Here is a 21,207-nt window from a genome sequence, read left to right on the forward strand (position 1 = left end):
TCTCGCAGGTGAAAACATGAACGCCCGACTCCCCGAAACCTCCACGATTCCCGAACGCATTGCCGCGCTGCGCGCCGCGATGGCGAGCGCGGGCGCCGATGCGGCCCTCGTGCCGTCCGCCGATCCGCATCTGTCCGAATACCTGCCGCGCCGCTGGCAGGGGCGCGAATGGCTCTCGGGCTTCACGGGCTCGGTGGGCACGCTCGTCGTGACGAGAGATTTCGCGGGCGTGTGGGTGGACAGCCGCTATTGGGTCCAGGCCGAGCAGCAGCTCGCGGGCACCGGCATCGAGCTCATGAAGATGATGGGCGGCCAGCAGAGCGCGCCGCACATCGACTGGCTCGCGCGCAACGTGCCGGCGGGCGGCACCGTCGCCGTGGACGGCGCGGTGCTCGGCGTGGCGTCGGCGCGTGCGCTGGCCGAGGCGCTCGACGCGCGCGGCGTGAAGCTGCGCACCGATCTCGACCTGCTCGACGCCGTCTGGAGCGGTCGTCCCGCGCTGCCGCTCGAGCCGGTCTACGAGCACGTCGCGCCGCACGCCGACGCGCAGCGCGCCGGCAAGCTCGCGCAGGTGCGCGGCGCGATGCAGGAGAAGGGCGCGCAGTGGCACTTTATTTCGACGCTCGACGACCTCGCGTGGCTCTTCAACCTGCGCGGCGCCGACGTGAACTACAACCCGGTGTTCGTCGCGCATGCGCTGATCGGGCCGGATCACGCGACGCTCTTCGTCGCCGACGGCAAGGTGCCGGCCGCGCTCGAACAATCGCTCGCGCGCGACAACGTGCGCGTCGCGCCCTACGGCGAGGCCGCGGGCGCGCTCGCGGCACTGCCCGCGGGCGAGCACTTACTGGTCGACCCGCGCCGCGTGACGTTCGGGCTGCTGCAGGCAGTGTCCTCGGCGGTGAAGCTCGTGGAGGCGATCAATCCGAGCACCTTCTTCAAGTCGCGCAAAACGGCCACGGAAGCGCGGCACGTGCGCGCGACGATGGAGCAGGACGGCGCGGCGCTCGCCGAATTCTTCGCTTGGTTCGAAGCGGCGCTGGGCCGCGAGGCCATCACCGAGCTCACCATCGACGAAAAGCTCACGGCTGCGCGCAAGCGGCGTCCGGGCTTCGTCTCGCTCTCGTTCGCGACGATCGCGGGTTTCAACGCGAACGGCGCGATGCCGCATTACCGCGCCACGCCCGAATCGCACAGCGTGATCGAAGGCAATGGCTTGCTGCTGATCGACTCGGGCGGCCAGTATCTGGACGGCACGACCGACATCACGCGCGTGGTGCCCGTGGGCACGCCGAGCGCCGAGCAAAAGCGCGATTTCACGATCGTCCTCAAGGGCATGATGGCGCTCTCGCGCGCGCAGTTTCCGCGCGGCATCCGCTCGCCGATGCTCGACGCGATCGCGCGTGCGCCGATCTGGGAAGCGGGCGCCGACTACGGTCACGGCACGGGGCACGGCGTGGGCTATTTCCTGAACGTGCACGAAGGCCCGCAGGTCATCTCGCACTACGCGCCCGCTGAGCCGTGGACGGCGATGGAGGAGGGCATGATCACCTCGGTCGAGCCGGGCATCTACCGGCCGGGCAAGTGGGGCGTGCGCATCGAGAACCTCGTGCTGAACCAGAGCGCCGAAACGACCGAATTCGGCGATTTCCTGAACTTCGAGACGCTCACGCTGTGCCCGATCGACACGCGCTGCATCGACCTGACGCTCCTGCGCGAAGACGAGCGCGAGTGGCTCAACGCGTATCACCAGACGGTGCGCGTGCGCGTTGCGCCGCACGTTTCGGGTGATGCGCTGGCGTGGCTCGAAAAGCGCACGCAGCCGATCTGATCGGTGCAGGCGCCTGGACGCAACGGCAACGGGCGCCATCCAAGGGAACGCAAAGCGGAGCGCAAACGCATGGCGATCAAGGCAGTGGTGTTCGACTTCGGCGGGGTGCTGGTGGACTGGAGCCCCGAGTATCTCTATCGCAAGCTGATCCCCGACGATGACGAACGCCGCTGGTTCCTCACCCATGTTTGCGCGATGGACTGGGTGGTCCGCCAGGACGGCGGCGAGCCGATCGCCGTCGGCACCGAGGAACTGGTCGCGCGATTCCCGGAGCACGAGGCCCTCATTCGCGCGTTCTACGAGCGCTGGCACGAGATGATCGGCGGGCTGCTCGAAGGCGGCGTGGCGACCTTCGAGCGCCTGGAGGCGGCCAACGTGCCGATCTTCGGTCTCACGAACTGGTCGGCGGAGACGTTTCCGTGGGCGTGGGAGCGCTTCGGCATCTTGCGGCGCTGTCGCGACGTCGTCGTCTCGGGGCGCGTGAAGCTCGTGAAGCCAAATCCGGCGATCTTCCACCAAATGTTCCGGCGCATCGAGGCGCAGTTGCCGGGCGTGCAGCCCGGAGAAATCGTCTTCATCGACGACAACGCGCACAACGCCCAGGCCGCGACGGCGCTCGGCTGGCACGGCGTGCATCACACGAGCAACGCGGCCACCGACGCGAAGCTGCGCGAGCTCGGCCTGCCGGTCTAAGGCGCCGCCCGTTCCCTCACGCGCGCATGCCGCCTATTTCGATGCGGGCGCCGGCGCCGCCGGTTGCCCGAGCAGGCTGCGCAACGCGTCGGCGATGCCCTTCGCGGTCTGCCCCGCGCCCTTCGCGACGCCCTCCGCGCTCACGCCCAGCGCCTGGGCGAAGCCCGCGCGCAGCTCCGTCATCAGGCTCTCGTTGAGCTTGAACTTCGGGTCGCGCAAATTCCCGTCGAGCACGAAATGGAGCGTGATGTCGCCCTTGTGCGCTTTGAGCGCGGCCACGGCGGCGCGCGTCGGGATCGACAGGAAGGTGTCGACGGGATTGGCGCTTTCCGAGAGCTGCAGATTGTGCAGCGTGACCGTGCCCGGCGCGTGCAGGCGATAGCCGCGCACGGTCGAGGTCAGATCGAGGTCGAGCGTGCCGCCCGTCACATTGGCCTGCGCGCCGGCCTTTTTCAGCAGGTAGGGATCGATCGTCCGGATGTCGACGCCGCGCAGCGTCGTGTGCGTCTGCGAGTCCTTGCTCGCGATCTGCACCCAGCCGTCGAAGCTGACCTGGCCCGTATGCGTGGGACCGACCACGTCGCCCGTGACCGAGACGCGCGCGGGATCCGTGAGCGCGGGCAGATGGATGTTGTCGACGCTGGCCTGCGCGCGGTTCACCGTCACGTGCCACGCCGGGGTGCTCACCGAGCGATCGTAGAACTCGAACACGCCGTTTTCGAAGCCGATATGGTCGATGACCTTCTCGCGCGGCAGGCTGGTCCCGGGCGCCGTGCCGCTTGCGCCCGACGCGGGCGCGGCGCCTTGCGCCATCGCTTCGCGCAGATTCGGCAGGATCAGGATCGAGCCGCTCGCGCGGCGCAACACCGTCATCGTGAAATCGCGCACGGTGATGTCGCGGATATGCACGCGATGCGCGAGCAGCGCGCGCAGGTCGGGCGTGATCGTGATGCGCGCGGCGTGGAGCGTGTCGGCGGTGGGCCAGTGGGGCGGTGGTGTCAGATGCACGTCGGTCAACTCGACGGAACTGAGATCGAAAGCCACCTTGATGCGCGCCGCCGTGCCGACGGGCGCGAGTGCGTGCTCGACGTAGGACTTGGCCTCGCGCTGGAGCGCATAGAGCGTGCCGAGCGCCGCGAGCAGCAGGAGGAGCACGACGGCAACCGCCGCGATCAACAGAGTCCGATGACGCGCCATGGGGATCTCCTCGCGGTGGTGGGGACGAAAGGACGGGCAAGGACCGGTGCAAGACTAACGCAGACGCTTTCGAGCAACCGCCATGCCGTGCGGGCCGTAAAGCAGAACGGCGGCCCGTTCACACCGTGGGCCGCCGTTCCTTTCCTTCGCCAGATCGAATCGCCTGATGCGCTGGCGCGCCCGGCCGATTACCGGCTGATCGGCTTGTAGCGCAGACGCTTCGGACGCGCCGCTTCTTCGCCGAGGCGCTTGATCTTGTCGGCCTCGTATTCCTGATAGTTGCCGTCGAAGAACGTGACCTGCGAGTCGCCTTCGAACGCGAGGATGTGCGTCGCGATCCGGTCGAGGAACCAGCGATCGTGCGAAATCACCATCACCGAGCCCGCGAATTCGAGCAGCGCGTCTTCGAGCGCGCGCAGCGTTTCGACGTCGAGGTCGTTCGACGGTTCGTCGAGCAGCAGGACGTTGCCGCCCGAGATCAGCGTCTTCGCGAGATGCAGACGCCCGCGCTCGCCGCCCGAGAGGTTGCCGACGATCTTCTGCTGGTCGCCGCCCTTGAAGTTGAAGCGGCCGATGTAGGCGCGCGAAGGCGTTTCGTACTTGCCAACTGTCAGCACGTCCGCGCCGCCCGAGATTTCCTCGAACACGGTCTTATCGGCGACCAGCGCGTCGCGGCTCTGGTCGACGTAAGCGAGCTTGACGGTCGGACCCTGCACGATTTCGCCCGAATCGGGCTGCTCCTTGCCTGTGAGCATGCGGAACAGCGTCGACTTGCCCGCGCCGTTCGGCCCGATGATGCCGACGATCGCGCCCGCGGGAATCTTGAAGCTCAGGTCGTCGATGAGCAGACGGTCGCCATAAGACTTGCTGACGTTCTTGAACTCGATGACCTCGTTACCGAGACGCTCGCCCGCCGGAATGAAGATTTCCTGCGTTTCGTTGCGCTTCTGGTATTCCTGGCTCGACAGTTCCTCGAAGCGCGCGATACGCGCCTTCGACTTCGCCTGGCGGCCCTTCGGGTTCTGGCGCACCCACTCCAGTTCCTTCTTGATGGCCTTCTGGCGCGCCGATTCCGACGACTCTTCCTGCTTCAGGCGCTCTTCCTTCTGGTCGAGCCAGCTCGAATAGTTGCCCTTCCAGGGAATGCCGTGGCCGCGGTCGAGTTCGAGAATCCACTCGGCGGCGTTGTCGAGGAAGTAGCGGTCGTGGGTCACGGCGACCACGGTGCCCGGGAAGCGCGTGAGGAACTGCTCGAGCCACTCGACCGATTCGGCGTCGAGGTGGTTGGTCGGCTCGTCGAGCAGGAGCATGTCGGGCTTTTCGAGCAGCAGCTTGCAGAGCGCCACGCGGCGCTTTTCACCGCCCGAGAGGTTGCCGATCTTCGCGTCCCACGCGGGCAGGCGCAGCGCGTCGGCGGCGATTTCGATCTGCTGCTCGGCGCTGCCATCGGTCGTGGCGAGGATCGCTTCGTACTTCGCCTGCTCGGCGGCGAGCGCGTCGAAGTCGGCGTCGGGCTCCGCATAGGCCGCGTAGATCTCGTCGAGCTTCTTCTGCGCGTTGAATACGTCGCCGAGGCCTTCCTCGACCGCTTCGCGCACGGTCTTTTCAGGATCGAGCTGCGGCTCCTGCGGCAGATAGCCGATGTTCAGGTTCGGCATCGGCGTGGCTTCGCCTTCGATGTCCTTGTCGACGCCGGCCATGATCTTGATGAGCGTGGACTTGCCCGAGCCGTTCAGGCCGAGCAGACCGATCTTCGCGCCGGGGAAGAACGACAGCGAGATGTCCTTCAGGATCTGGCGCTTGGGCGGCACGATCTTGCCGACCCGGTTCATGGTGAAGACGTATTGGGCCATGAGAATTTTTCGTAGAAACGGGGAAAAAGGGGCGGGACGCGGCGTGCGCCGCGTCGGAACCGCGAATTGGGGGTGATGCGCAAACCGCTATTGTACGGGGCGCCGGTGGTGAGGGCGTGACGCGTGGCGACGATGCCGGATCATAGCCATTGCGCGACGCCGCCGTGGCGCGAGCAGGTGCCGCTGTGGTGGCGGCTGAAGCTGTAGGTGCCGTCGCGGCATCGCGCGCTCGCGCCTTCGGGCACGCGGCCCGAGCGTGAATGGGCGGGCGAGTGGACGGCCTGGCCGTCGCGGTTCACGTAGCCGTTGTGGTTGTCGAGGTCGTTTTCGTCGGGTGTGGCGTAGGTGCCCGGCGAGGGCTGGAACGCGAAGGCGGGTGCCGGAGCGGTCAGGCAACAGGTCAGGCCACCCATCAGCAGCGCGGCGGCCATTGCGCGGATGGCGCGGGGAATCGCTGTGAGTCTCGTCGTCATTGTTGTGGTCTCCCGTGTTGTTGTTCTGGTGTCGCTATTCGGCCGCGGCCGCAAAAAAAGCCCGCTCGAAAGCGGGCCCTCATGCTGCGCGAAGCGCGGCGGAACGTTTGGCGGCTTAAACGTTGAACAAAAAGTTCAACACGTCGCCGTCATGCACGACATATTCCTTGCCTTCGGCGCGCATCTTGCCGGCTTCCTTCGCGCCGGTTTCGCCCTTGTACTGGATGTAATCGTTGAAGGCGATGGTCTGCGCGCGGATGAAGCCGCGCTCGAAGTCGGTGTGGATCACGCCGGCTGCTTGCGGAGCGGTGTCGCCGACGTGGATCGTCCATGCGCGCACTTCCTTCACGCCCGCCGTGAAGTACGTCTGCAGGCCGAGCAGTTTGAAGCCCGCACGGATCACGCGGTCGAGGCCCGGCTCTTCCATGCCCATGTCGGCGAGGAACGCGGCCTTGTCTTCGTCTTCGAGGTCGGCGATTTCGGCTTCGATCGCGGCGCACACGGCCACCACCGGCGAGTTCTCGGCTTCGGCGTACTTGCGCACGGCTTCGAGGTGCGGGTTGTTTTCGAAGCCGTCTTCCTTCACGTTTGCGACGTACATGGTCTTTTTCGCGGTGATCAGGCAGAACGGCTTGATGAGCGCCTGTTCGTCATCGCTCAGCGCGAGCCCGCGCACGGGCTTCGCCTGGTCGAGCTGCGCGCGCACTTTTTCGAGCACGGCGACGAGCTTCGCGGCTTCCTTGTCGTTGCCCGATTTCGCGGCCTTCGAGTAGCGCGTGAGCGCCTTTTCGACGGTGCCGAGGTCGGCGAGCGCGAGTTCGGTGTTGATGACTTCGATGTCGGCGAGCGGATCGATCTTGCCCGCGACGTGGATCACGTTTTCGTCCTCGAAGCAGCGCACGACGTGCGTGATGGCGTCGGTTTCGCGGATGTTCGCGAGGAACTGGTTGCCGAGGCCTTCGCCCTTGCTCGCGCCCGCGACCAGACCCGCGATGTCGACGAACTCGACCACGGCCGGCACGACGCGCTCGGGCTTGACGATCTCGGAGAGCGCCTTCAGGCGCTGATCCGGCACTTCGACCACGCCGACGTTCGGCTCGATCGTGCAGAACGGATAGTTTTCAGCCGCGATGCCGGCCTTGGTCAGCGCGTTGAACAGGGTGGACTTGCCGACGTTGGGCAAGCCGACGATGCCGCATTGGAGGCTCATGAGAAACCTTTGTTGAATCAGTTGGTTACGGCTGGTCGTCGTGTCGTTGATGGTCCGGCGATGGCCGGAACGCGACAGCCGCAAGGTGAATTCGGGGACGAGACAAAGCGTACGGCCCTGAAACCCAAGGATTTCGTACGGATTTTGTGCTCGAAAAGTGGCAATTGTAACGCTTTCGGAGGCGCCGATCGCCTGGGGCGAGGCGCATTCGGCGCGTTCGAGAATGCAGCCGGTCTCGGCCGGCCTGCGACAGCTCACCACGCCCTTGCCGCACCGCAATCGGGCGCCCATCCGGCCCTGTCAGATCAACCCCCGCAGCTATAATGCGCGGATGACTTCAACCAACCAGACCTTTGACGTTGCCGTGATCGGCGGCGGGCTCGTGGGCAAGGCGGCGGCGCTCGCGCTGACTCAGGGCGGCCTGCGCGTGGCGCTGCTCGCGCAGCCGTGCGCGCCGCTGCCCGCCGGCGCCGTTTTCGACGCGCGCGTCTACGCCTTCTCGCGCAGCTCGCACGCGCTGTTCGAGCGGCTGCGGGTCTGGCAGGCGGTCGACGCCGCGCGTCTCACGCCCGTCTACGACATGCGCGTGTTCGGCGACGCCGCGGCAGAGCTGCATTTTTCCGCGTATCAGGCGTCGGTGGCGCAACTCGCCTGGATTGCCGAATCGTCGCTGGTGGAGCGCGCGCTCGACGCCGCGCTGCATTTCCAGCCCAATCTCACGTGGATCGACTCGCGCGCGCAGACGCTCGACGTGAAGCCCGACGCCGCCGTGATCGGTCTCGCGAACGGCCGCACGATCGAGGCCGATCTCGCCGTGGGCGCCGACGGCGCGCATTCGTGGGTGCGGGCGCAGATCGGCTCGAAGGTCGAGCGGCGCGATTACCGGCAGACCGGCGTGGTGGCCAACTTCCGCGCCGAACGTCCGCATGGCGAATGCGCGTATCAATGGTTCCGCGACGGCGAGATCGTCGCGCTGCTGCCGCTGCCGGATCAGCACGTCTCGCTGGTCTGGTCGGCGCAGACGGAGCATGCCGATGCGCTGCTCAAGCTCGATCCGCAGCAGCTCGCCGCCGAAGTCGAGCGCGTGACGCAGAAGCTGCACGGCGCGCTCGAATGCGTGACGCCCGCGCGCGGCTTCCCGCTCGCCCTGCAGACCGTCGACCGCCTGATCGCGCCGCGTGTCGCGCTGGTCGGCGACGCCGCGCATCTCATTCACCCGCTCGCGGGGCAGGGCGTGAACCTGGGCCTGCGCGACGTGGCCGCGCTCGTCGACGTGATCGCGCAAAAGGAAGCATTCCGCGACATTGGCGACACCGTGCTGCTGCGCCGTTACGAGCGCGGCCGCCGCGAAGACATCCAGAAGCTCGTGGTCGCCACGGACGGTTTGCAGCGGCTCTTCTCGGTGCCCGGCACGCTCGCACGCGTGCTGCGCAACACGGGCATGGCGTTCGTCGGGGCGCAGCCGCTCGTCAAGCGCTGGCTGGTGGCGTCGGCGCTCGGCTGAGCGACGGCGCGGGTTCTCGCGGCATCGCGCCGTCGAGGTTTGCCAACGTCGGCGCAGCGCGTGTCACAGCCGGTAATCACAGCCGGTAATCACAGCCGGTATTTCGGTCGCTTCCGTTCCAGGCGGCTTAGAATGGACATATCTGGCCGCAGGCCACGCCCGAATTTCACCCGGAACGCTTCGTGCGCAACCTGCGCGAAGCATCCCAGAATCAGGAAAGCATCACATGCAAAAGCGTATCCGCATTGCCGCGATCGTTCTCGCGGCGGCCGCCTCGGTGCTCGGCTGCTCGGCGCAGGCCGACCAGACCACCGACAAGATCAAGGCGGCGCTGCAGTCGCGTCTCGGCGTGGACGGCAGCGACATCAAGGGCATCACCAAGGCGCCGATGGCCGGCCTCTACGAGGTGAACCTCGGCACGCAGATCATCTACAGCGACGCCAACGGCGATTACGTGCTCACGGGCGATCTCGTCGATACCAAGGCGCACCGCAACCTCACCGAAGCGCGCCTCGCCGAGCTCAACAAGGTCGACTTCGCGAAGCTGCCGCTCGAAAACGCGGTGAAGGTCGTGAAGGGCAACGGCAAGCGCCAGATGGCCGTGTTCTCGGATCCGAACTGCCCGTACTGCCATCAGCTCGAAAGCACGCTCAAGTCCATCGACAACGTGACGGTCTACACCTTCCTCTACCCGGTGCTGTCCGAAGACTCCACGGCGAAGGCGAAGTCGATCTGGTGCTCGACCGACCGCGCGAAGGCGTGGGAGTCGTGGATGGTCGAGCGCAAGGCGCCCACCGCCTCGGGCACCTGCAACACGGCCGCGATCGACAGCAACCTGAAGCTCGGCGCGAAGATGAACGTGACCGGCACGCCCACCGTGATCCTTGCCGACGGCACGCGCCTGCCGGGCGCGGTTAGCGCCGACCGGCTCGAAAGCGCCTTGAGCGCCGCGCGCTGAAGCCCTGACCGAACCTGCCGGCCGCTTCTGCGGCCGGTGCCTTTTTTGCCAGCCGATTTTTCCCAGATGTTCGCGATTGCCGCGCATGCGAGCGCCGCACGGGCACTGCCACCCGACGCGCCGCGCGCGGGGCAATCGCTCACCGAACCCGTCACCGATCCTGCCGATGAAGCCGATCCGATACACCATCGTCCCGAAGAACCCCGCCGCGCACCTGTTCGAAGTGACGCTCACCGTCGAGGATCCCGCGCCGGACGGCCAGCGCTTCATGCTGCCCGTCTGGATTCCGGGCAGCTACATGGTGCGCGAGTTCGCGCGCAACATCGTCACGGTGCGCGCCACCAACGAAGCGGGCCGGCGGGTGCGTATCGGCAAGACCGACAAGCACACGTGGCAAGCCGCGCCGGTGAAGGGCGCGCTCACGCTGCGCTATGAGGTCTACGCGTGGGACATGTCGGTGCGGGCGGCGCATCTGGACGACACGGTCGGCTTCTTCAACGGCACCAGCGTGTTTCTCGCGGCGCTCGGCCACGAGGGCGCGCAGCACGTGGTCGACATCCAGCGCCCCGACGGCCATGCGTATCGCCACTGGCGCGTCGGCACCGCGCTCGCGGAGGCGCGCGGCACCAAGCGCTACGGCTTCGGCGAATACACGGCGTCGGGCTACGACGAGCTGATCGACCATCCCGTCACGCTCGGCGAATTCACGCTCGCGAGCTTCAAGGCGCATGGCGTGCCGCACGACATCGTGATCGCGGGCCGCGTGGTGGCGCTCGATACCGAACGGCTCGCCGCCGATCTCAAGAAGATCTGCGAGGCGCAGATCGCGCTGTTCGAGCCGCGCACGAAGCGCGCGCCGATGGAGCGCTACGTGTTCATGACGCAGGCCGTGAGCGACGGCTATGGCGGGCTCGAGCACCGCGCGTCCACGGCGCTCATCTGCAACCGCACCGATCTGCCCGTGAAGGGCAAGCCCGAGCTGACGGACGGCTATCGCACCTATCTCGGCCTGTGCAGCCACGAGTATTTCCATACGTGGAACGTGAAGCGCATCAAGCCCGCCGCGTTCGCGCCGTACGACCTCACGCGCGAGGACTACACCTCGCTGCTGTGGCTCTTCGAGGGCTTCACCTCGTACTACGACGACCTGATGCTGGTGCGTAGCGGCCTGATTTCCGTCGACGATTACTTCGGCCTCCTCGGCAAGACCGTCGGCGGCGTGCTGCGCGGTGCGGGGCGCCTGAAGCAGAGCGTCGCCGAAAGCTCGTTCGACGCATGGGTCAAGTACTACCGCCAGGACGAGAACGCGTCGAATGCGATCGTGAGCTACTACACGAAGGGCTCGCTGGTCGCGCTCGCGTTCGATCTCGCGATCCGCGCGGAGACCAGCGGCCGCAAGTCACTCGATGACGTGATGCGTCTCCTGTGGCAGCGCTATGGCCGCGACTTCTATCGCGGCAAGCCGGTGGGCGTGGGCGAGGACGACGTCGAGGCGCTGATCGCCGAAGCGACGGGCGTGGAGCTGGGCGGCCTGTTCGCCGATGCGGTGCGCGGCACGCGCGACCTGCCGCTCGCGACGCTGTTCGAGCCGTTCGGCGTGAAGCTCGACGGCGAGCCTGAACGGGGCGCGAAGCCGTCGCTGGGCGCGCGCCTGCGCGGCGGCGCCGAGGCGACGCTCGCCGTGGTCTACGAGGGCGGCGCGGCGCAAAAGGCGGGACTCTCGGCCGGCGACGCGCTCGTCGCGCTCGACGGCCTGCGCGTGACCGGCGCGAATCTCGACACGCTGCTCGCGCGCTATCAGCCGGGCGCCAAAGTGGAAATCCACGCGTTCCGGCGCGACGAGCTGCGCATCGCGCGCCTGACGCTCGACGCGCCCGAGATCGCGCGCTACAAGCTCAGCGTCGCCGACAAGCGCCCGGCGCCGCGCGCGCTGCGCGAGCGCTGGCTGGCGGTCTGATCGCAGGCGAGGCGGGCGCGCGCGGCCCGCTTCCGGCTAGCAGGAATCAGCAAAGGCGGCGCGGCGATCCGGCCCCGCCGCCTTGGTTTTTTGGGGGGCTTCGCGATTGTTCTATCGCTGCAACAATCCGTCACCGGCGGCCTACTTTTTCGGCGCGCGGCAAAAAATCACAATGCCTTCACTCGCGCAACGTTGCGCAACTGAGACCCGAAGGAGCCACCATGACCACCATCCTGCAAATCAATTCCGCCGCCCGCTCGCAAGGCGCCCAGTCGACGCTGCTCGTCAACGAATTGACGAGCCGGCTGCAACAATCGAATCCGGGCGCGAAGGTCGTTACGCGCAACCTGCAAGCCGATCCGCTGCCCCACCTCGACGACGCCGTGCTCGGCGCGTTCTTCACGCCGGCCGAGCAGCGTACGCCGGAGCAGCAAGCCATTGCCGCGCGCAGCGAAGCGCTGATCGCCGAACTGCAAGCCGCGGACGTCATCGTGATTGGCGCGCCGCTCTATAACTTCGGCATCTCGTCGCAGCTGAAGACGTACTTCGACTGGATCGCACGCGCCGGCATCACGTTCCAGTACACGGCGAACGGCCCGGAAGGCCTCGTGAAGGGCAAGAAGGTGTTCGTGGTCTCGGCACGCGGAGGCAAGTATCATGGCACCCCGCACGACAGCCAGACGCCGTACCTGAAGTCGTTCCTCGGCTTCCTCGGCATGACCGACGTGAACTTCATCTATGCCGAAGGCCTGAACATGGGGCCGGAGGCAGCCAGCGCAGCGCTCGCGAGCGCGCGTGAGGCGATTGCGGCGGCTTAAGCGGCTGCATATTGCCTGTGATGCGGTGTTTAGTTGTGCCGCATCGCATGCTGTAAATAAAAAACGCCACGAAGATCGCTTCGTGGCGTTTTTTATTGTGCGGGAATGGTGTGCGGGCGCGGCGCTTCAGGCCAGCACTTCGGCGGTGTCCGGCAGGCGCCAGTCGATCGGCGCGCGGCCATGCGCCGTCAGATAGTCGTTGGCCTGCGCAAAGTGTCCGCAGCCGAGGAAGCCGCGATGCGCCGAGAGCGGCGACGGATGCGGTGCCTCCAGGACGCAATGTTCGCCCGTGCCGAGGAGCGCGCGCTTGTTCTGCGCATGGGCGCCCCAGAGCATGAAAACGAGATGCTCGTGACGCGTCGCGAGCTCGTGGATCAGCGTGTCGGTGCAGCGCTCCCAGCCGCGCTTCGCATGGCTCGCGGCGTTCGCACGCTCGACGGTGAGCACCGTGTTGAGCAGCAGCACGCCCTGGCGCGCCCACGCATCGAGACAGCCGTGAGCGGGCGCCGCGATGCCGAGGCTTGCCGCGATCTCCTTGAAGATGTTGCGCAGCGAGGGCGGCGGGCGCACCGCGGGCGGCACCGAGAACGCGAGGCCATGCGCCTGCGGCGTGCCGCGGTCCTCGCCGTGATACGGATCCTGGCCGAGGATCACCACTTTCACTTCGTCGGGCGAGGTGAGGCGCAGCGCGCGGAATACATCGGCGGGATAGACGGTCTTGCCCGCGGCACGCTCGTCGTCGACGAACCGGCATAGCGGCGCGTAGGCGTCGCTCGCGACGAACGGCGAGAGCAATTCGCGCCACGCGGCGGGCAGCGCGGCGAACTGGTCTTCGAGACGCGTGATCGCGGCGCTCGATGCGGGCTTTTCGGAGGACATGACGGCTGCGGATGGGCTGGCGGACATCGGGCTGGCTACGGATGCGGGGAATTCGTCGTCGTCGAACAGCGAGAAGATCGTGATCTGGCGCGGATCGACTTCGGGCGCGGACGTTTCGTCGAGCGTGGCTAGCGCCGCTTCCAACGGTTCGTCGTCGAAGAGCGAGGCTTGCACCGGCGGCGCGGCGCGCGTGTGTTTCGTGGAGGTCATGGGCGGCAAGTGTCGCAAGAATCGCGCGGCGATTCAATCGGGCTGGGCTTGGTTCGGCTCGGCTCGCGAACGGCGGCGCGCGCCGCGTCGCGTTCAGCCTTCGCGCAGCTTGTAGCCGCGTTGCGCCTTGCTGATGTCGTCGGGGGCGAGGCCCGGCAGCGCTTTCGTCAGCACGTCGGCGAGCGTGTGCAGCGCGGCCTCGTCGCCGCCTTTGAGTTCGAGCTCGATTTCGCAGATCGGCGCGCGGCGCATTTCGCCGTTCACGTCCGCGGTGATCTCGCCTTGATCGACGGCCGCTTCCACCTGCGCGCCATCGACTTCGAGCGTCCACAGCGTGCGCGTGAAATCGGTGCGAAAGAGGGGAATCAGCGTGGCGGCAGCTTGCGTGAGCGCCGTCGAGACGCCCGCCTCATCGCATTCCTGCAACAGCCGCCCGATCTCGAGCGCCTCGCCCGCCACGGGCATTTCCCACTCGTGGCGCTCGTGCAGCCCGCTTTGCGCCGCGCCCACGGTCTTGAACGTCTGCAGCCAGCCTTCGGGCGCGCGGCGCAGCCGCAGCGCGCTTTTCGCGCGTGCGAGCGCGAGCGACGGCGTGTCGAAGTAAATGTTCTCCAGCCTGATGGCGCGGCCCGGCGCGCCGGCGCGCGTCTCGAACAGACGCAGCGCCGCGTCCACCTGGTCGCGCGGCAGCGCGAGCTTGATTTCGCGTTCGATGGCCATCGCGCCGCCCGATCAGAAGAACATGCGCGCGAGTTCCGCGCCGGGCTGCTCCGCGCGCATGAACGCCTCGCCCACGAGGAACGTGTGCACGGAGAGCGCGCGCATCTTCTCGACGTCGGCGCGCGAGAGAATGCCCGACTCGGTCACGACGATGCGGTCTTCGGGCACGTCGTCGAGCATGTCGATGGTGGTTTGCAGCGTGGTCTCGAAAGTGCGCAGATTGCGGTTGTTGATGCCGATGAGCGGCGTCTTCAACGTGAGCGCATGCTCGAGCTCTTCGCGATCGTGCACTTCGACGAGCACCGCGAGGCCCAGCGAATGCGCGAACGCTTCGAGGTCGCGCATCTGGCCCGGTTCGAGCGCGGCGGCGATCAGCAGGATCGCGTCGGCGCCCATCGCGCGCGCTTCGAGGATCTGATACGGATCGACGATGAAGTCCTTGCGCAGCACCGGCAGCTTGCATGCGGCGCGCGCGGCTTCGAGATACGCGGCGCTGCCCTGGAAGAACTGCACGTCGGTGAGCACGGAAAGGCACGCGGCGCCGTGTTCGGCATACGAGCGCGCGATTTCGGCGGGCTCGAAGTTTTCGCGCAGCACGCCCTTCGATGGGCTCGCCTTCTTCACTTCGGCGATCACGGCCGCCTGGCCGTTGTCGTGCTTCGCGCGCAATGCGCCGACGAAATCGCGCAGGTCGCGCGCGCTCGCCTCCAGACGCAGTTCTTCGAGCGGTGCGCTCTGCTCGGCGGCGCGCACTTCTTCGCGCTTCACCGCAATGATTTTTTCGAGGATGTCGCTCATGGTGTTATGCAAAAATCGGGCAAAAACGGTGCTGGATCACAGGCGGATCAGCGCTTGAACTGTTGCGTGAAGCGTACCAGTTCGTCGACTTTGGCGCGCGCGCGGCCGCTTGCGAGGGTTTCGCGCGCGAGCGCGATGCCGTCGGCGATCGAGTTCGCGACGTTGGCCGAATAGAGCGCCGTGCCCGCATTGAGCGTGACGATCTCGCGCGCCGTGCCCGGCTCGTTCGAAAGCGCGCCGAGCAGCATCGCCTTCGATTCGTCGGCGTTTTCGACCTTGAGCGAACGGTTCGAGACCATTTGCATGCCGAAGTCTTCGGGATGGATCTCGTACTCGCGGATCTGGCCGTCCTTGAGTTCGCCCACGAGCGTGGCCGCGCCGAGCGAGACTTCGTCCATGCCGTCCTTGCCGTACACCACGAGCACGTGCCTGGCGCCGAGACGCTGCATCACGCGCACCTGGATGCCGACGAGGTCGGGGTGGAACACGCCCATCAGCTGATTGGGCGCGCCGGCCGGATTCGTGAGCGGCCCGAGGATGTTGAAGATCGTGCGCACGCCCAGCTCGCGGCGCACGGCGGCGATGTTCTTCATCGCGGGATGATGATTGGGCGCGAACATGAAGCCCATGCCCGTTTCGGCGATCGACGCGGCCACCTGGTCGGGCTGCAGGTCGATGTTCACGCCGAGCGCTTCGAGCACGTCCGCGCTGCCCGACTTGCTCGAGACGCCGCGGTTGCCGTGCTTGGCGACCTTCGCGCCCGCCGCTGCCACGACGAACATCGACGCCGTGGAAATATTGAAGGTGTGCGAACCATCGCCGCCGGTGCCGACGATGTCGATGAAGTTCGAGTTGTCCTTCACCTCGACGTGATTCGCGAATTCGCGCATCACGGTCGCGGCCGCCGCGATCTCGCCGATGGTTTCCTTCTTCACGCGCAAGCCCGTGATGATGGCCGCCGAGAGCACGGGCGAGAGCTCGCCGCGCATGATCATGCGCATGAGGTGCAGCATCTCGTCGTGGAAGATTTCGCGGTGCTCGATCGTGCGTTGCAGCGCTTCTTGCGGGGTAATGGACATGGCCGTGGCTCCTTTGCTCCGGTTATGCGCTGCGCGCCTTCGACTGCTTCAGGAAGTTCTCGAAGAGCGCGTGGCCGTGCTCGGAGAGGATCGATTCCGGATGGAACTGCACGCCTTCCACTGCAAGCTCGCGGTGACGTACGCCCATGATCTCGCCGTCGTCGGTCCATGCCGAGACTTCGAGGCAGTCGGGCAGCGACTCGCGCTCGATCGCTAGCGAGTGATAGCGTGTCACGTTGAAATGCTTCGGCAGGTCGGCGAACACGCCCTTGCAGTCGGTTTCGATCTGGCTCACCTTGCCGTGCATGATGGTCTTCGCGCGCACGACGCGCCCGCCGAACGCCTCGCCGATGGCCTGATGGCCGAGGCACACGCCGAGAATCGGCGTCTTGCCTGCGAATTCGCGCAGCACGTCGAGTGTGATGCCCGCGTGCTGCGGGTTGCTCGGTCCGGGCGAGAGGCAGATGCGCTCCGGGTTGAGCTTGCGGATTTCGTCGAGCGTGATTTCGTCGTTGCGATACGTGTGGACGTCTTCGCCAAGCTCGCCGAAGTACTGGACGATGTTGTAGGTAAACGAATCGTAATTGTCGATCATGAGCAACATGGTCTTGTCTCCGCTCAGAAGTCGCTGTCGAGGCCGTCCTGCACCTGCTCGGCGGCGCGCAGCACCGCGCGCGCCTTGTTCTCGGTTTCCAGCCATTCGGACTCGGGCACCGAATCGGCGACGATGCCCGCCGCGGCCTGCACGTACAGATTGCCGTTGTGAATGAGGCCGGTGCGGATCGCAATCGCGAGATCCATCTCGCCGTTGAACGAGAGATAGCCGACCGCGCCGCCGTAGAGACCGCGCTTGACCGGTTCGAGCTCGTCGATCAGTTCCATCGCGCGCACCTTGGGCGCACCCGAGAGCGTGCCGGCCGGGAAGGTCGCGCGCAGCACGTCGAAGTTGTTCATGCCGGGCTTGAGCTTGCCTTCGACGGAACTCACGATGTGCTGCACGTGCGAGTATTTTTCGATGACCATCTGATCGGTCACGGCCACCGAACCGATCTCGGCGATGCGGCCCACGTCGTTGCGCGCGAGGTCGATCAGCATCACGTGCTCGGCGATCTCCTTCGGATCGTTGAGCAGCTCGGTCGCGAGCTCGGCGTCGCGCTCGGGCGTGTTGCCGCGCGGACGCGTGCCCGCGAGCGGACGGATCGTCACGATGCGGTCCTCGCCGCGCTGCTCCTGGCGCACCAGGATCTCGGGCGAGGCGCCCACCACGTGGAAGTCGCCGAAGTTGTAGTAGTACATGTACGGCGACGGGTTCAGCGAACGCAGCGCGCGATAGAGCGACAGCGGATTGTCGCGATACGGCTTGCTGATGCGCTGGCCGACCTGCACCTGCATCAGCTCGCCCGCGGCGACGTATTCCTTCGCCTTGCGCACGGCGGCGAGGTAATCGTCCTTCTTGAACTCGCGATAGGTCTCGGTGCGCACGCTCGCCGACGTAACCGGCGGCTGCACCGTCGTGCGCAGGCGTTGCTTGAGTTCGCGCAGGCGGTGCCTGGCCTTCGTGTAGGCCTCGGGCGTCTGAGGATCGGCGTAGACGATCAGGTAAAGCTTGCCCGCGAGATTGTCGATGACCGCGACTTCTTCGGTCAGCAGCAGCTGGATATCGGGCAGGCCGAGGTCGTCGGGCGGGCAGGTATCGGCGAGCTTTTTCTCGATGTAGCGCACCGCGTCGTAGCCGAAGTAGCCCGCGAGGCCGCCGCAGAAGCGCGGCAGGCCGGGGCGCTGCGCGACCTTGAAGCGCGCCTGGTATTGCGCGATGAATTCGAGCGGATCGCCGTCGTGGGTTTCCGTGACCTGGCCGTCGCGCACGACTTCCGAGACGCCATTGCGCGTGCGGATCAGCGAGCGCGCGGGCAGGCCGATGAACGAGTAGCGCCCGAAACGCTCGCCGCCCACCACGGATTCGAGCAGGAACGAGTTGGCCCCGCCGCGCTCGGGCTGCGCGAGCTTCAGATACAGCGAGAGCGGCGTTTCGAGATCGGCGAGCGCTTCGGCGATCAGCGGGATGCGGTTGTAGCCCTCGTTGGCGAGGGACTGGAATTCGAGTTCGGTCATGTTCCGATCCTGTGCGTGCTGCCGGTCGCGACGTCGGGTGCGGGCCCAGTGCGGCTCAAAAAGGGGCGCGGCGTGTGCGCGATGGCGTCTGTTTTGAGTGCTTGATTGCGCTGGCGATCGTTTGCGGCTCGCTCGTTGCTCATGCTGCCCGGCATCGCAAACGCGCTTGCCAGGCCAGTTGCGGCATCGCGGCGACGGGTGCGAGGCCCAGGCGTTAGCGTGCCCTGGCAGGTGGGCGGCGTCGAGGACAACTTACGAACGACGAAACCACACGCAAGGACAGCGAAGCACCACGGCCGGACCCGCCGACGGGTTAGCGCAACAATTTATAGAGTCGAGACACGCGCGAAACGCGCAGCGAAGTAAAAAACGGAGCTGAAGAAGGGCTTGCGCGAGGGCAGCGAAACTTCAGCGAACCTCGGGAGAGGTTAGCGCGACCAGCGACGCCAGGGCCAGGCTCCCCGGTCGATGCTGCTCAGACTCCGTTTTTTATTCAGAAACATGAGGGTAAGGTGACGGTAAGTACGGGACTCAGGTCAGAAGATTGTGCGCTGCGACAGCCTTGGCGGCGTCGAGCAGCGTGGCAACTATACCATCCGACTCAATTTTTTGTACAGGCTGGCCGTGATTGTAGCCGTACGGCACCGTGAGCGTGGCCATGCCGGCCGCACGGCCCGCAAGCGCATCGTTCTCCGAATCGCCGATGGCCACCGCCGCTTGCGGCGGCACGGAGAGACGCTCGCACGCGGTGAGCATGGGCAGCGGGTCGGGCTTTTTCTTCGGCAGGCTGTCGCCGCCCAGCACGACCTCGAAGTACTGCACGAGACCGTATTGCTGCAGCAGCTCGACCGCGAAGCGATGCGGCTTGTTGGTCACGCACGCGAGCTTGATGCCCGCGTCGCGCAGCGCGGCAAGACCCGCCTCCACGCCCGGATACAGACGCGTGTGGCGGCCGTTGATCTTCGCGTACTCGTCCTGATAGAGCGCGAGCGCTTCGTCGAAGCGCGCCTCGGCGTGCCCGGCGTGAAAGCGCGGCGCGAGCACGCTGCGGATCAGATGCTCCGAGCCCTTGCCCACGTAGCCCATCACTTCCTCGCGCGTGGTTTCTTCGGCGTCGAGCTGCGCGAGCATGCCGTTCAGGCCCGCGGCGAAGTCGTCGGCGGTGTCGACCATGGTGCCGTCGAGGTCGATCAGCGCCGCTTCGATGCGCGGCGCATTGAACCGGATCGGCGCACTCATTGCGCGTTGCCGGCGGGGGCGTTCACGCTCGCGAGCTGCGCGCGCATCTGGTCGATCACGGCCTTGTAGTCGGGCTTGCCGAAGATCGCCGAGCCCGCTACGAAGGTGTCCGCGCCCGCGGCCGCGATTTCGGCGATGTTGTCGACCTTCACGCCGCCGTCGACTTCGAGATGGATCTCGCGGCCCGTGCGCGCCGTGTAGGCGTCGATCTTCGCGCGCGCCTCGCGCAGCTTGTTGAGCGCTTCGGGAATGAACGACTGGCCGCCGAAGCCCGGGTTCACCGACATGATCAGGACGAGGTCGAGCTTGTCCATCACGTGGTCGAGGTAGTTCAGCGGCGTGGCCGGGTTGAACACGAGGCCGGCCTTGCAGCCGTGGTCGCGGATCAGCGAGAGCGTGCGGTCGATGTGATCCGAGCCTTCGGGGTGAAAGCTGATCAGGTTCGCGCCGGCCTTGGCGAAGTCGGGCACGATGCGGTCGACGGGGCGCACCATCAGATGCACGTCGATGGGCACGTTCACGTGTGGCCGGATCGCCTCGCACACGAGCGGGCCGATCGTAAGGTTCGGCACGTAATGATTGTCCATCACGTCGAAGTGGATCCAGTCGGCGCCGGCGGCGACGACGTTGCGGACTTCCTCGCCAAGACGCGCGAAGTCGGCGGAAAGGATGCTGGGGGCGATGCGGAATTGCGTCACGGCGGGAATCGGAAAACTGACGGAAAAACCGTATTTTACCGTCAGGCAGGCGGGCGGCTGGGCGCTGCGCGGCAGTTTCGTGCGCGGTTCGCCCGGGCTGTGCCGGGTTGCGGGTGCTGTCCGCATGAAGCAGAATGCACTTCCATATGTCCCGCGTGGCGGGATTGCGCGCCCCGGTGCCTTGCACGGAGGGCGTCTCGACGATGATGGCTACGCGTGCGCCGTGCGCGTGGCAGACGACCGTGATACCGGCCGAAAGGCCAGGCACCTGGAACAAGGATGAGCCAGTACGAATTCAGCGTGACCTCGCAGGTGCGCTACCTGCCCGAAGAATCGGACCCGGAGCGCAGGCAATACGCCTTCGCGTACACGCTGACCATTCGCAACACGGGCCAGGTGAGCGCACAGCTCATCGCGCGGCACTGGGTCATCACCGACAGCGAAAATCACGTGCAGGAAGTGAAGGGGCTCGGCGTCGTCGGGCATCAGCCGCTTCTGAAGCCGGGCGAGCAGTTCGAGTACACGAGCTGGGCCGTGATCGCCACGCCCGTGGGCACCATGCGCGGCGAGTACTTCTGCGTGGCCGAGGACGCCGAGCGCTTCGAGGCGCCCGTACCCGAGTTCGTCCTGCGCATGCCGCGCACGCTGCACTGAACCTCTTTGAACCGTTACCCGTATTCGCGGTCTGCTAGTCCTGACGCCGGTCGTGCGGGGCTCGCTTTTTCCTGCCTGACGCGGTCCACACAACGATGAAAATCAACAGGAACAGCGCGAGCAGCGCTTCCAGCCCAAATATGAGCATCGGGTATTGGTCGAGCAGATCTGACATGGTGGCATCCATCGAAAACAATGATTCCCGGCGGCGTTCGGGACGCAAACGGGGGCCTGGCATGAGCGCGGCGTCGGCACATTCGCCGGCGCGCGCGTTGGCGTCAGATTGTGCGCCAGAATCGCCCCGTCATTTCGGCGTGATGCCGG

The 21,207-nt window shown here is 66.4% G+C and carries 20 protein-coding genes; 7 read left to right on the forward strand and 13 right to left on the reverse strand.

Annotated features, from left to right (window positions below; translation table 11 throughout):
* Positions 1 to 16: 16 nt before the first annotated feature.
* The gene (locus tag U5775_RS16825) at positions 17 to 1,831 is read left to right on the forward strand and encodes an aminopeptidase P family protein (protein WP_322059214.1); all 1,815 of its coding nucleotides are present in this window, start codon (positions 17 to 19) and stop codon (positions 1,829 to 1,831) included.
* A gap of 69 nt (positions 1,832 to 1,900) precedes the next feature.
* Positions 1,901 to 2,524, forward strand: coding sequence for an HAD family phosphatase (locus U5775_RS16830; RefSeq protein ID WP_322059215.1), 624 nt, complete (start codon positions 1,901 to 1,903; stop codon positions 2,522 to 2,524).
* 33 nt (positions 2,525 to 2,557) lie between these two features.
* On the opposite strand, the gene U5775_RS16835 is transcribed toward U5775_RS16830, so the two are convergent.
* From U5775_RS16835 to ychF, 4 genes are all read right to left on the reverse strand, one after another.
* Positions 2,558 to 3,727, reverse strand: a complete 1,170-nt coding sequence (locus U5775_RS16835; protein ID WP_322059242.1) for a DUF748 domain-containing protein — start codon at positions 3,725 to 3,727, stop codon at positions 2,558 to 2,560.
* Positions 3,728 to 3,909: 182 nt separating this feature from the next.
* Complete coding sequence (gene ettA, locus U5775_RS16840) at positions 3,910 to 5,574, reverse strand: energy-dependent translational throttle protein EttA (protein WP_322059216.1); 1,665 nt, start codon at positions 5,572 to 5,574, stop codon at positions 3,910 to 3,912.
* Positions 5,575 to 5,714: 140 nt separating this feature from the next.
* Positions 5,715 to 6,047, reverse strand: coding sequence for a DUF3761 domain-containing protein (locus U5775_RS16845; protein ID WP_415913591.1), 333 nt, complete (start codon positions 6,045 to 6,047; stop codon positions 5,715 to 5,717).
* Between the two features lie 115 nt (positions 6,048 to 6,162).
* Entirely contained in the window at positions 6,163 to 7,257 is a 1,095-nt protein-coding gene (gene ychF, locus U5775_RS16850; RefSeq protein ID WP_322059217.1) for a redox-regulated ATPase YchF, read from the reverse strand.
* 331 nt (positions 7,258 to 7,588) lie between these two features.
* Between ychF and U5775_RS16855 the strand changes: the two genes are divergently transcribed.
* The 4 genes from U5775_RS16855 to U5775_RS16870 all read left to right on the forward strand — a co-directional run bounded on the left by U5775_RS16855 (position 7,589) and on the right by U5775_RS16870 (position 12,494).
* Positions 7,589 to 8,761, forward strand: a complete 1,173-nt coding sequence (locus U5775_RS16855; RefSeq protein WP_322059218.1) for a UbiH/UbiF family hydroxylase — start codon at positions 7,589 to 7,591, stop codon at positions 8,759 to 8,761.
* 226 nt (positions 8,762 to 8,987) lie between these two features.
* Positions 8,988 to 9,719, forward strand: a complete 732-nt coding sequence (locus tag U5775_RS16860) for a DsbC family protein (protein WP_322059219.1) — start codon at positions 8,988 to 8,990, stop codon at positions 9,717 to 9,719.
* Positions 9,720 to 9,885: 166 nt separating this feature from the next.
* The gene (locus tag U5775_RS16865) at positions 9,886 to 11,676 is read left to right on the forward strand and encodes a PDZ domain-containing protein (RefSeq protein ID WP_322059220.1); all 1,791 of its coding nucleotides are present in this window, start codon (positions 9,886 to 9,888) and stop codon (positions 11,674 to 11,676) included.
* A gap of 221 nt (positions 11,677 to 11,897) precedes the next feature.
* Complete coding sequence (locus tag U5775_RS16870; RefSeq protein ID WP_322059221.1) at positions 11,898 to 12,494, forward strand: FMN-dependent NADH-azoreductase; 597 nt, start codon at positions 11,898 to 11,900, stop codon at positions 12,492 to 12,494.
* A 126-nt stretch (positions 12,495 to 12,620) separates the two neighbouring features.
* On the opposite strand, the gene U5775_RS16875 is transcribed toward U5775_RS16870, so the two are convergent.
* The 8 genes from U5775_RS16875 to rpe all read right to left on the reverse strand — a co-directional run bounded on the left by U5775_RS16875 (position 12,621) and on the right by rpe (position 20,229).
* Complete coding sequence (locus U5775_RS16875; RefSeq protein ID WP_322059244.1) at positions 12,621 to 13,373, reverse strand: uracil-DNA glycosylase; 753 nt, start codon at positions 13,371 to 13,373, stop codon at positions 12,621 to 12,623.
* 303 nt (positions 13,374 to 13,676) lie between these two features.
* Positions 13,677 to 14,303 carry a CYTH domain-containing protein gene (locus U5775_RS16880; RefSeq protein ID WP_322059222.1) on the reverse strand — a complete coding sequence of 209 codons (627 nt, stop codon included), beginning with the start codon at positions 14,301 to 14,303 and terminating at the stop codon, positions 13,677 to 13,679.
* Positions 14,304 to 14,315: 12 nt separating this feature from the next.
* On the reverse strand, positions 14,316 to 15,101 hold the full coding sequence (gene trpC, locus U5775_RS16885; RefSeq protein WP_322059223.1) for an indole-3-glycerol phosphate synthase TrpC: 786 nt from the start codon (positions 15,099 to 15,101) through the stop codon (positions 14,316 to 14,318).
* A gap of 47 nt (positions 15,102 to 15,148) precedes the next feature.
* Positions 15,149 to 16,180, reverse strand: coding sequence for an anthranilate phosphoribosyltransferase (gene trpD, locus U5775_RS16890; RefSeq protein ID WP_322059224.1), 1,032 nt, complete (start codon positions 16,178 to 16,180; stop codon positions 15,149 to 15,151).
* Between the two features lie 22 nt (positions 16,181 to 16,202).
* Positions 16,203 to 16,784 (reverse strand): aminodeoxychorismate/anthranilate synthase component II, encoded by a 582-nt coding sequence (locus U5775_RS16895; protein ID WP_322059225.1) that lies wholly within the window; start codon positions 16,782 to 16,784, stop codon positions 16,203 to 16,205.
* Between the two features lie 14 nt (positions 16,785 to 16,798).
* Complete coding sequence (gene trpE / locus U5775_RS16900; RefSeq protein ID WP_322059226.1) at positions 16,799 to 18,292, reverse strand: anthranilate synthase component I; 1,494 nt, start codon at positions 18,290 to 18,292, stop codon at positions 16,799 to 16,801.
* Positions 18,293 to 18,823: 531 nt separating this feature from the next.
* A complete protein-coding gene (locus U5775_RS16905; protein WP_322059227.1) occupies positions 18,824 to 19,531 on the reverse strand; it encodes a phosphoglycolate phosphatase in 708 nt (235 codons plus the stop codon).
* Positions 19,528 to 20,229, reverse strand: a complete 702-nt coding sequence (gene rpe / locus U5775_RS16910) for a ribulose-phosphate 3-epimerase (protein ID WP_322059245.1) — start codon at positions 20,227 to 20,229, stop codon at positions 19,528 to 19,530. Before rpe ends, U5775_RS16905 begins: the two co-directional genes overlap by 4 nt.
* A gap of 279 nt (positions 20,230 to 20,508) precedes the next feature.
* Between rpe and apaG the strand changes: the two genes are divergently transcribed.
* Positions 20,509 to 20,883, forward strand: coding sequence for a Co2+/Mg2+ efflux protein ApaG (gene apaG / locus U5775_RS16915; RefSeq protein WP_028208771.1), 375 nt, complete (start codon positions 20,509 to 20,511; stop codon positions 20,881 to 20,883).
* A gap of 34 nt (positions 20,884 to 20,917) precedes the next feature.
* On the opposite strand, the gene U5775_RS16920 is transcribed toward apaG, so the two are convergent.
* Positions 20,918 to 21,058: a hypothetical protein gene (locus tag U5775_RS16920; protein WP_322059228.1), complete on the reverse strand. Its 141-nt coding sequence runs from the start codon at positions 21,056 to 21,058 to the stop codon at positions 20,918 to 20,920.
* Positions 21,059 to 21,207 lie beyond the last annotated feature (149 nt).

Origin of the sequence: Paraburkholderia sp. J63, from assembly GCF_905220245.1 — a bacterium.
Classification (GTDB): domain Bacteria; phylum Pseudomonadota; class Gammaproteobacteria; order Burkholderiales; family Burkholderiaceae; genus Paraburkholderia.

What these genes read in the sequence shown, in the direction of transcription:
- U5775_RS16855 (WP_322059218.1), top strand. Translation starts at nt 7,589, where the DNA reads ATGACTTCAACCAACCAGACCTTTGACGTTGCCGTGATCGGCGGCGGG.
- U5775_RS16905 (WP_322059227.1), bottom strand. Translation starts at nt 19,531, where the DNA reads ATGAGTGCGCCGATCCGGTTCAATGCGCCGCGCATCGAAGCGGCGCTG.
- U5775_RS16845 (WP_415913591.1), bottom strand. Translation starts at nt 6,047, where the DNA reads ATGACGACGAGACTCACAGCGATTCCCCGCGCCATCCGCGCAATGGCC.
- U5775_RS16920 (WP_322059228.1), bottom strand. Translation starts at nt 21,058, where the DNA reads ATGTCAGATCTGCTCGACCAATACCCGATGCTCATATTTGGGCTGGAA.
- apaG (WP_028208771.1), top strand. Translation starts at nt 20,509, where the DNA reads ATGAGCCAGTACGAATTCAGCGTGACCTCGCAGGTGCGCTACCTGCCC.
- U5775_RS16870 (WP_322059221.1), top strand. Translation starts at nt 11,898, where the DNA reads ATGACCACCATCCTGCAAATCAATTCCGCCGCCCGCTCGCAAGGCGCC.
- U5775_RS16830 (WP_322059215.1), top strand. Translation starts at nt 1,901, where the DNA reads ATGGCGATCAAGGCAGTGGTGTTCGACTTCGGCGGGGTGCTGGTGGAC.
- U5775_RS16865 (WP_322059220.1), top strand. Translation starts at nt 9,886, where the DNA reads ATGAAGCCGATCCGATACACCATCGTCCCGAAGAACCCCGCCGCGCAC.
- trpE (WP_322059226.1), bottom strand. Translation starts at nt 18,292, where the DNA reads ATGACCGAACTCGAATTCCAGTCCCTCGCCAACGAGGGCTACAACCGC.
- U5775_RS16860 (WP_322059219.1), top strand. Translation starts at nt 8,988, where the DNA reads ATGCAAAAGCGTATCCGCATTGCCGCGATCGTTCTCGCGGCGGCCGCC.
- U5775_RS16880 (WP_322059222.1), bottom strand. Translation starts at nt 14,303, where the DNA reads ATGGCCATCGAACGCGAAATCAAGCTCGCGCTGCCGCGCGACCAGGTG.
- U5775_RS16825 (WP_322059214.1), top strand. Translation starts at nt 17, where the DNA reads ATGAACGCCCGACTCCCCGAAACCTCCACGATTCCCGAACGCATTGCC.
- U5775_RS16875 (WP_322059244.1), bottom strand. Translation starts at nt 13,373, where the DNA reads ATGTCCTCCGAAAAGCCCGCATCGAGCGCCGCGATCACGCGTCTCGAA.
- trpC (WP_322059223.1), bottom strand. Translation starts at nt 15,101, where the DNA reads ATGAGCGACATCCTCGAAAAAATCATTGCGGTGAAGCGCGAAGAAGTG.
- ettA (WP_322059216.1), bottom strand. Translation starts at nt 5,574, where the DNA reads ATGGCCCAATACGTCTTCACCATGAACCGGGTCGGCAAGATCGTGCCG.
- trpD (WP_322059224.1), bottom strand. Translation starts at nt 16,180, where the DNA reads ATGTCCATTACCCCGCAAGAAGCGCTGCAACGCACGATCGAGCACCGC.
- U5775_RS16895 (WP_322059225.1), bottom strand. Translation starts at nt 16,784, where the DNA reads ATGTTGCTCATGATCGACAATTACGATTCGTTTACCTACAACATCGTC.
- ychF (WP_322059217.1), bottom strand. Translation starts at nt 7,257, where the DNA reads ATGAGCCTCCAATGCGGCATCGTCGGCTTGCCCAACGTCGGCAAGTCC.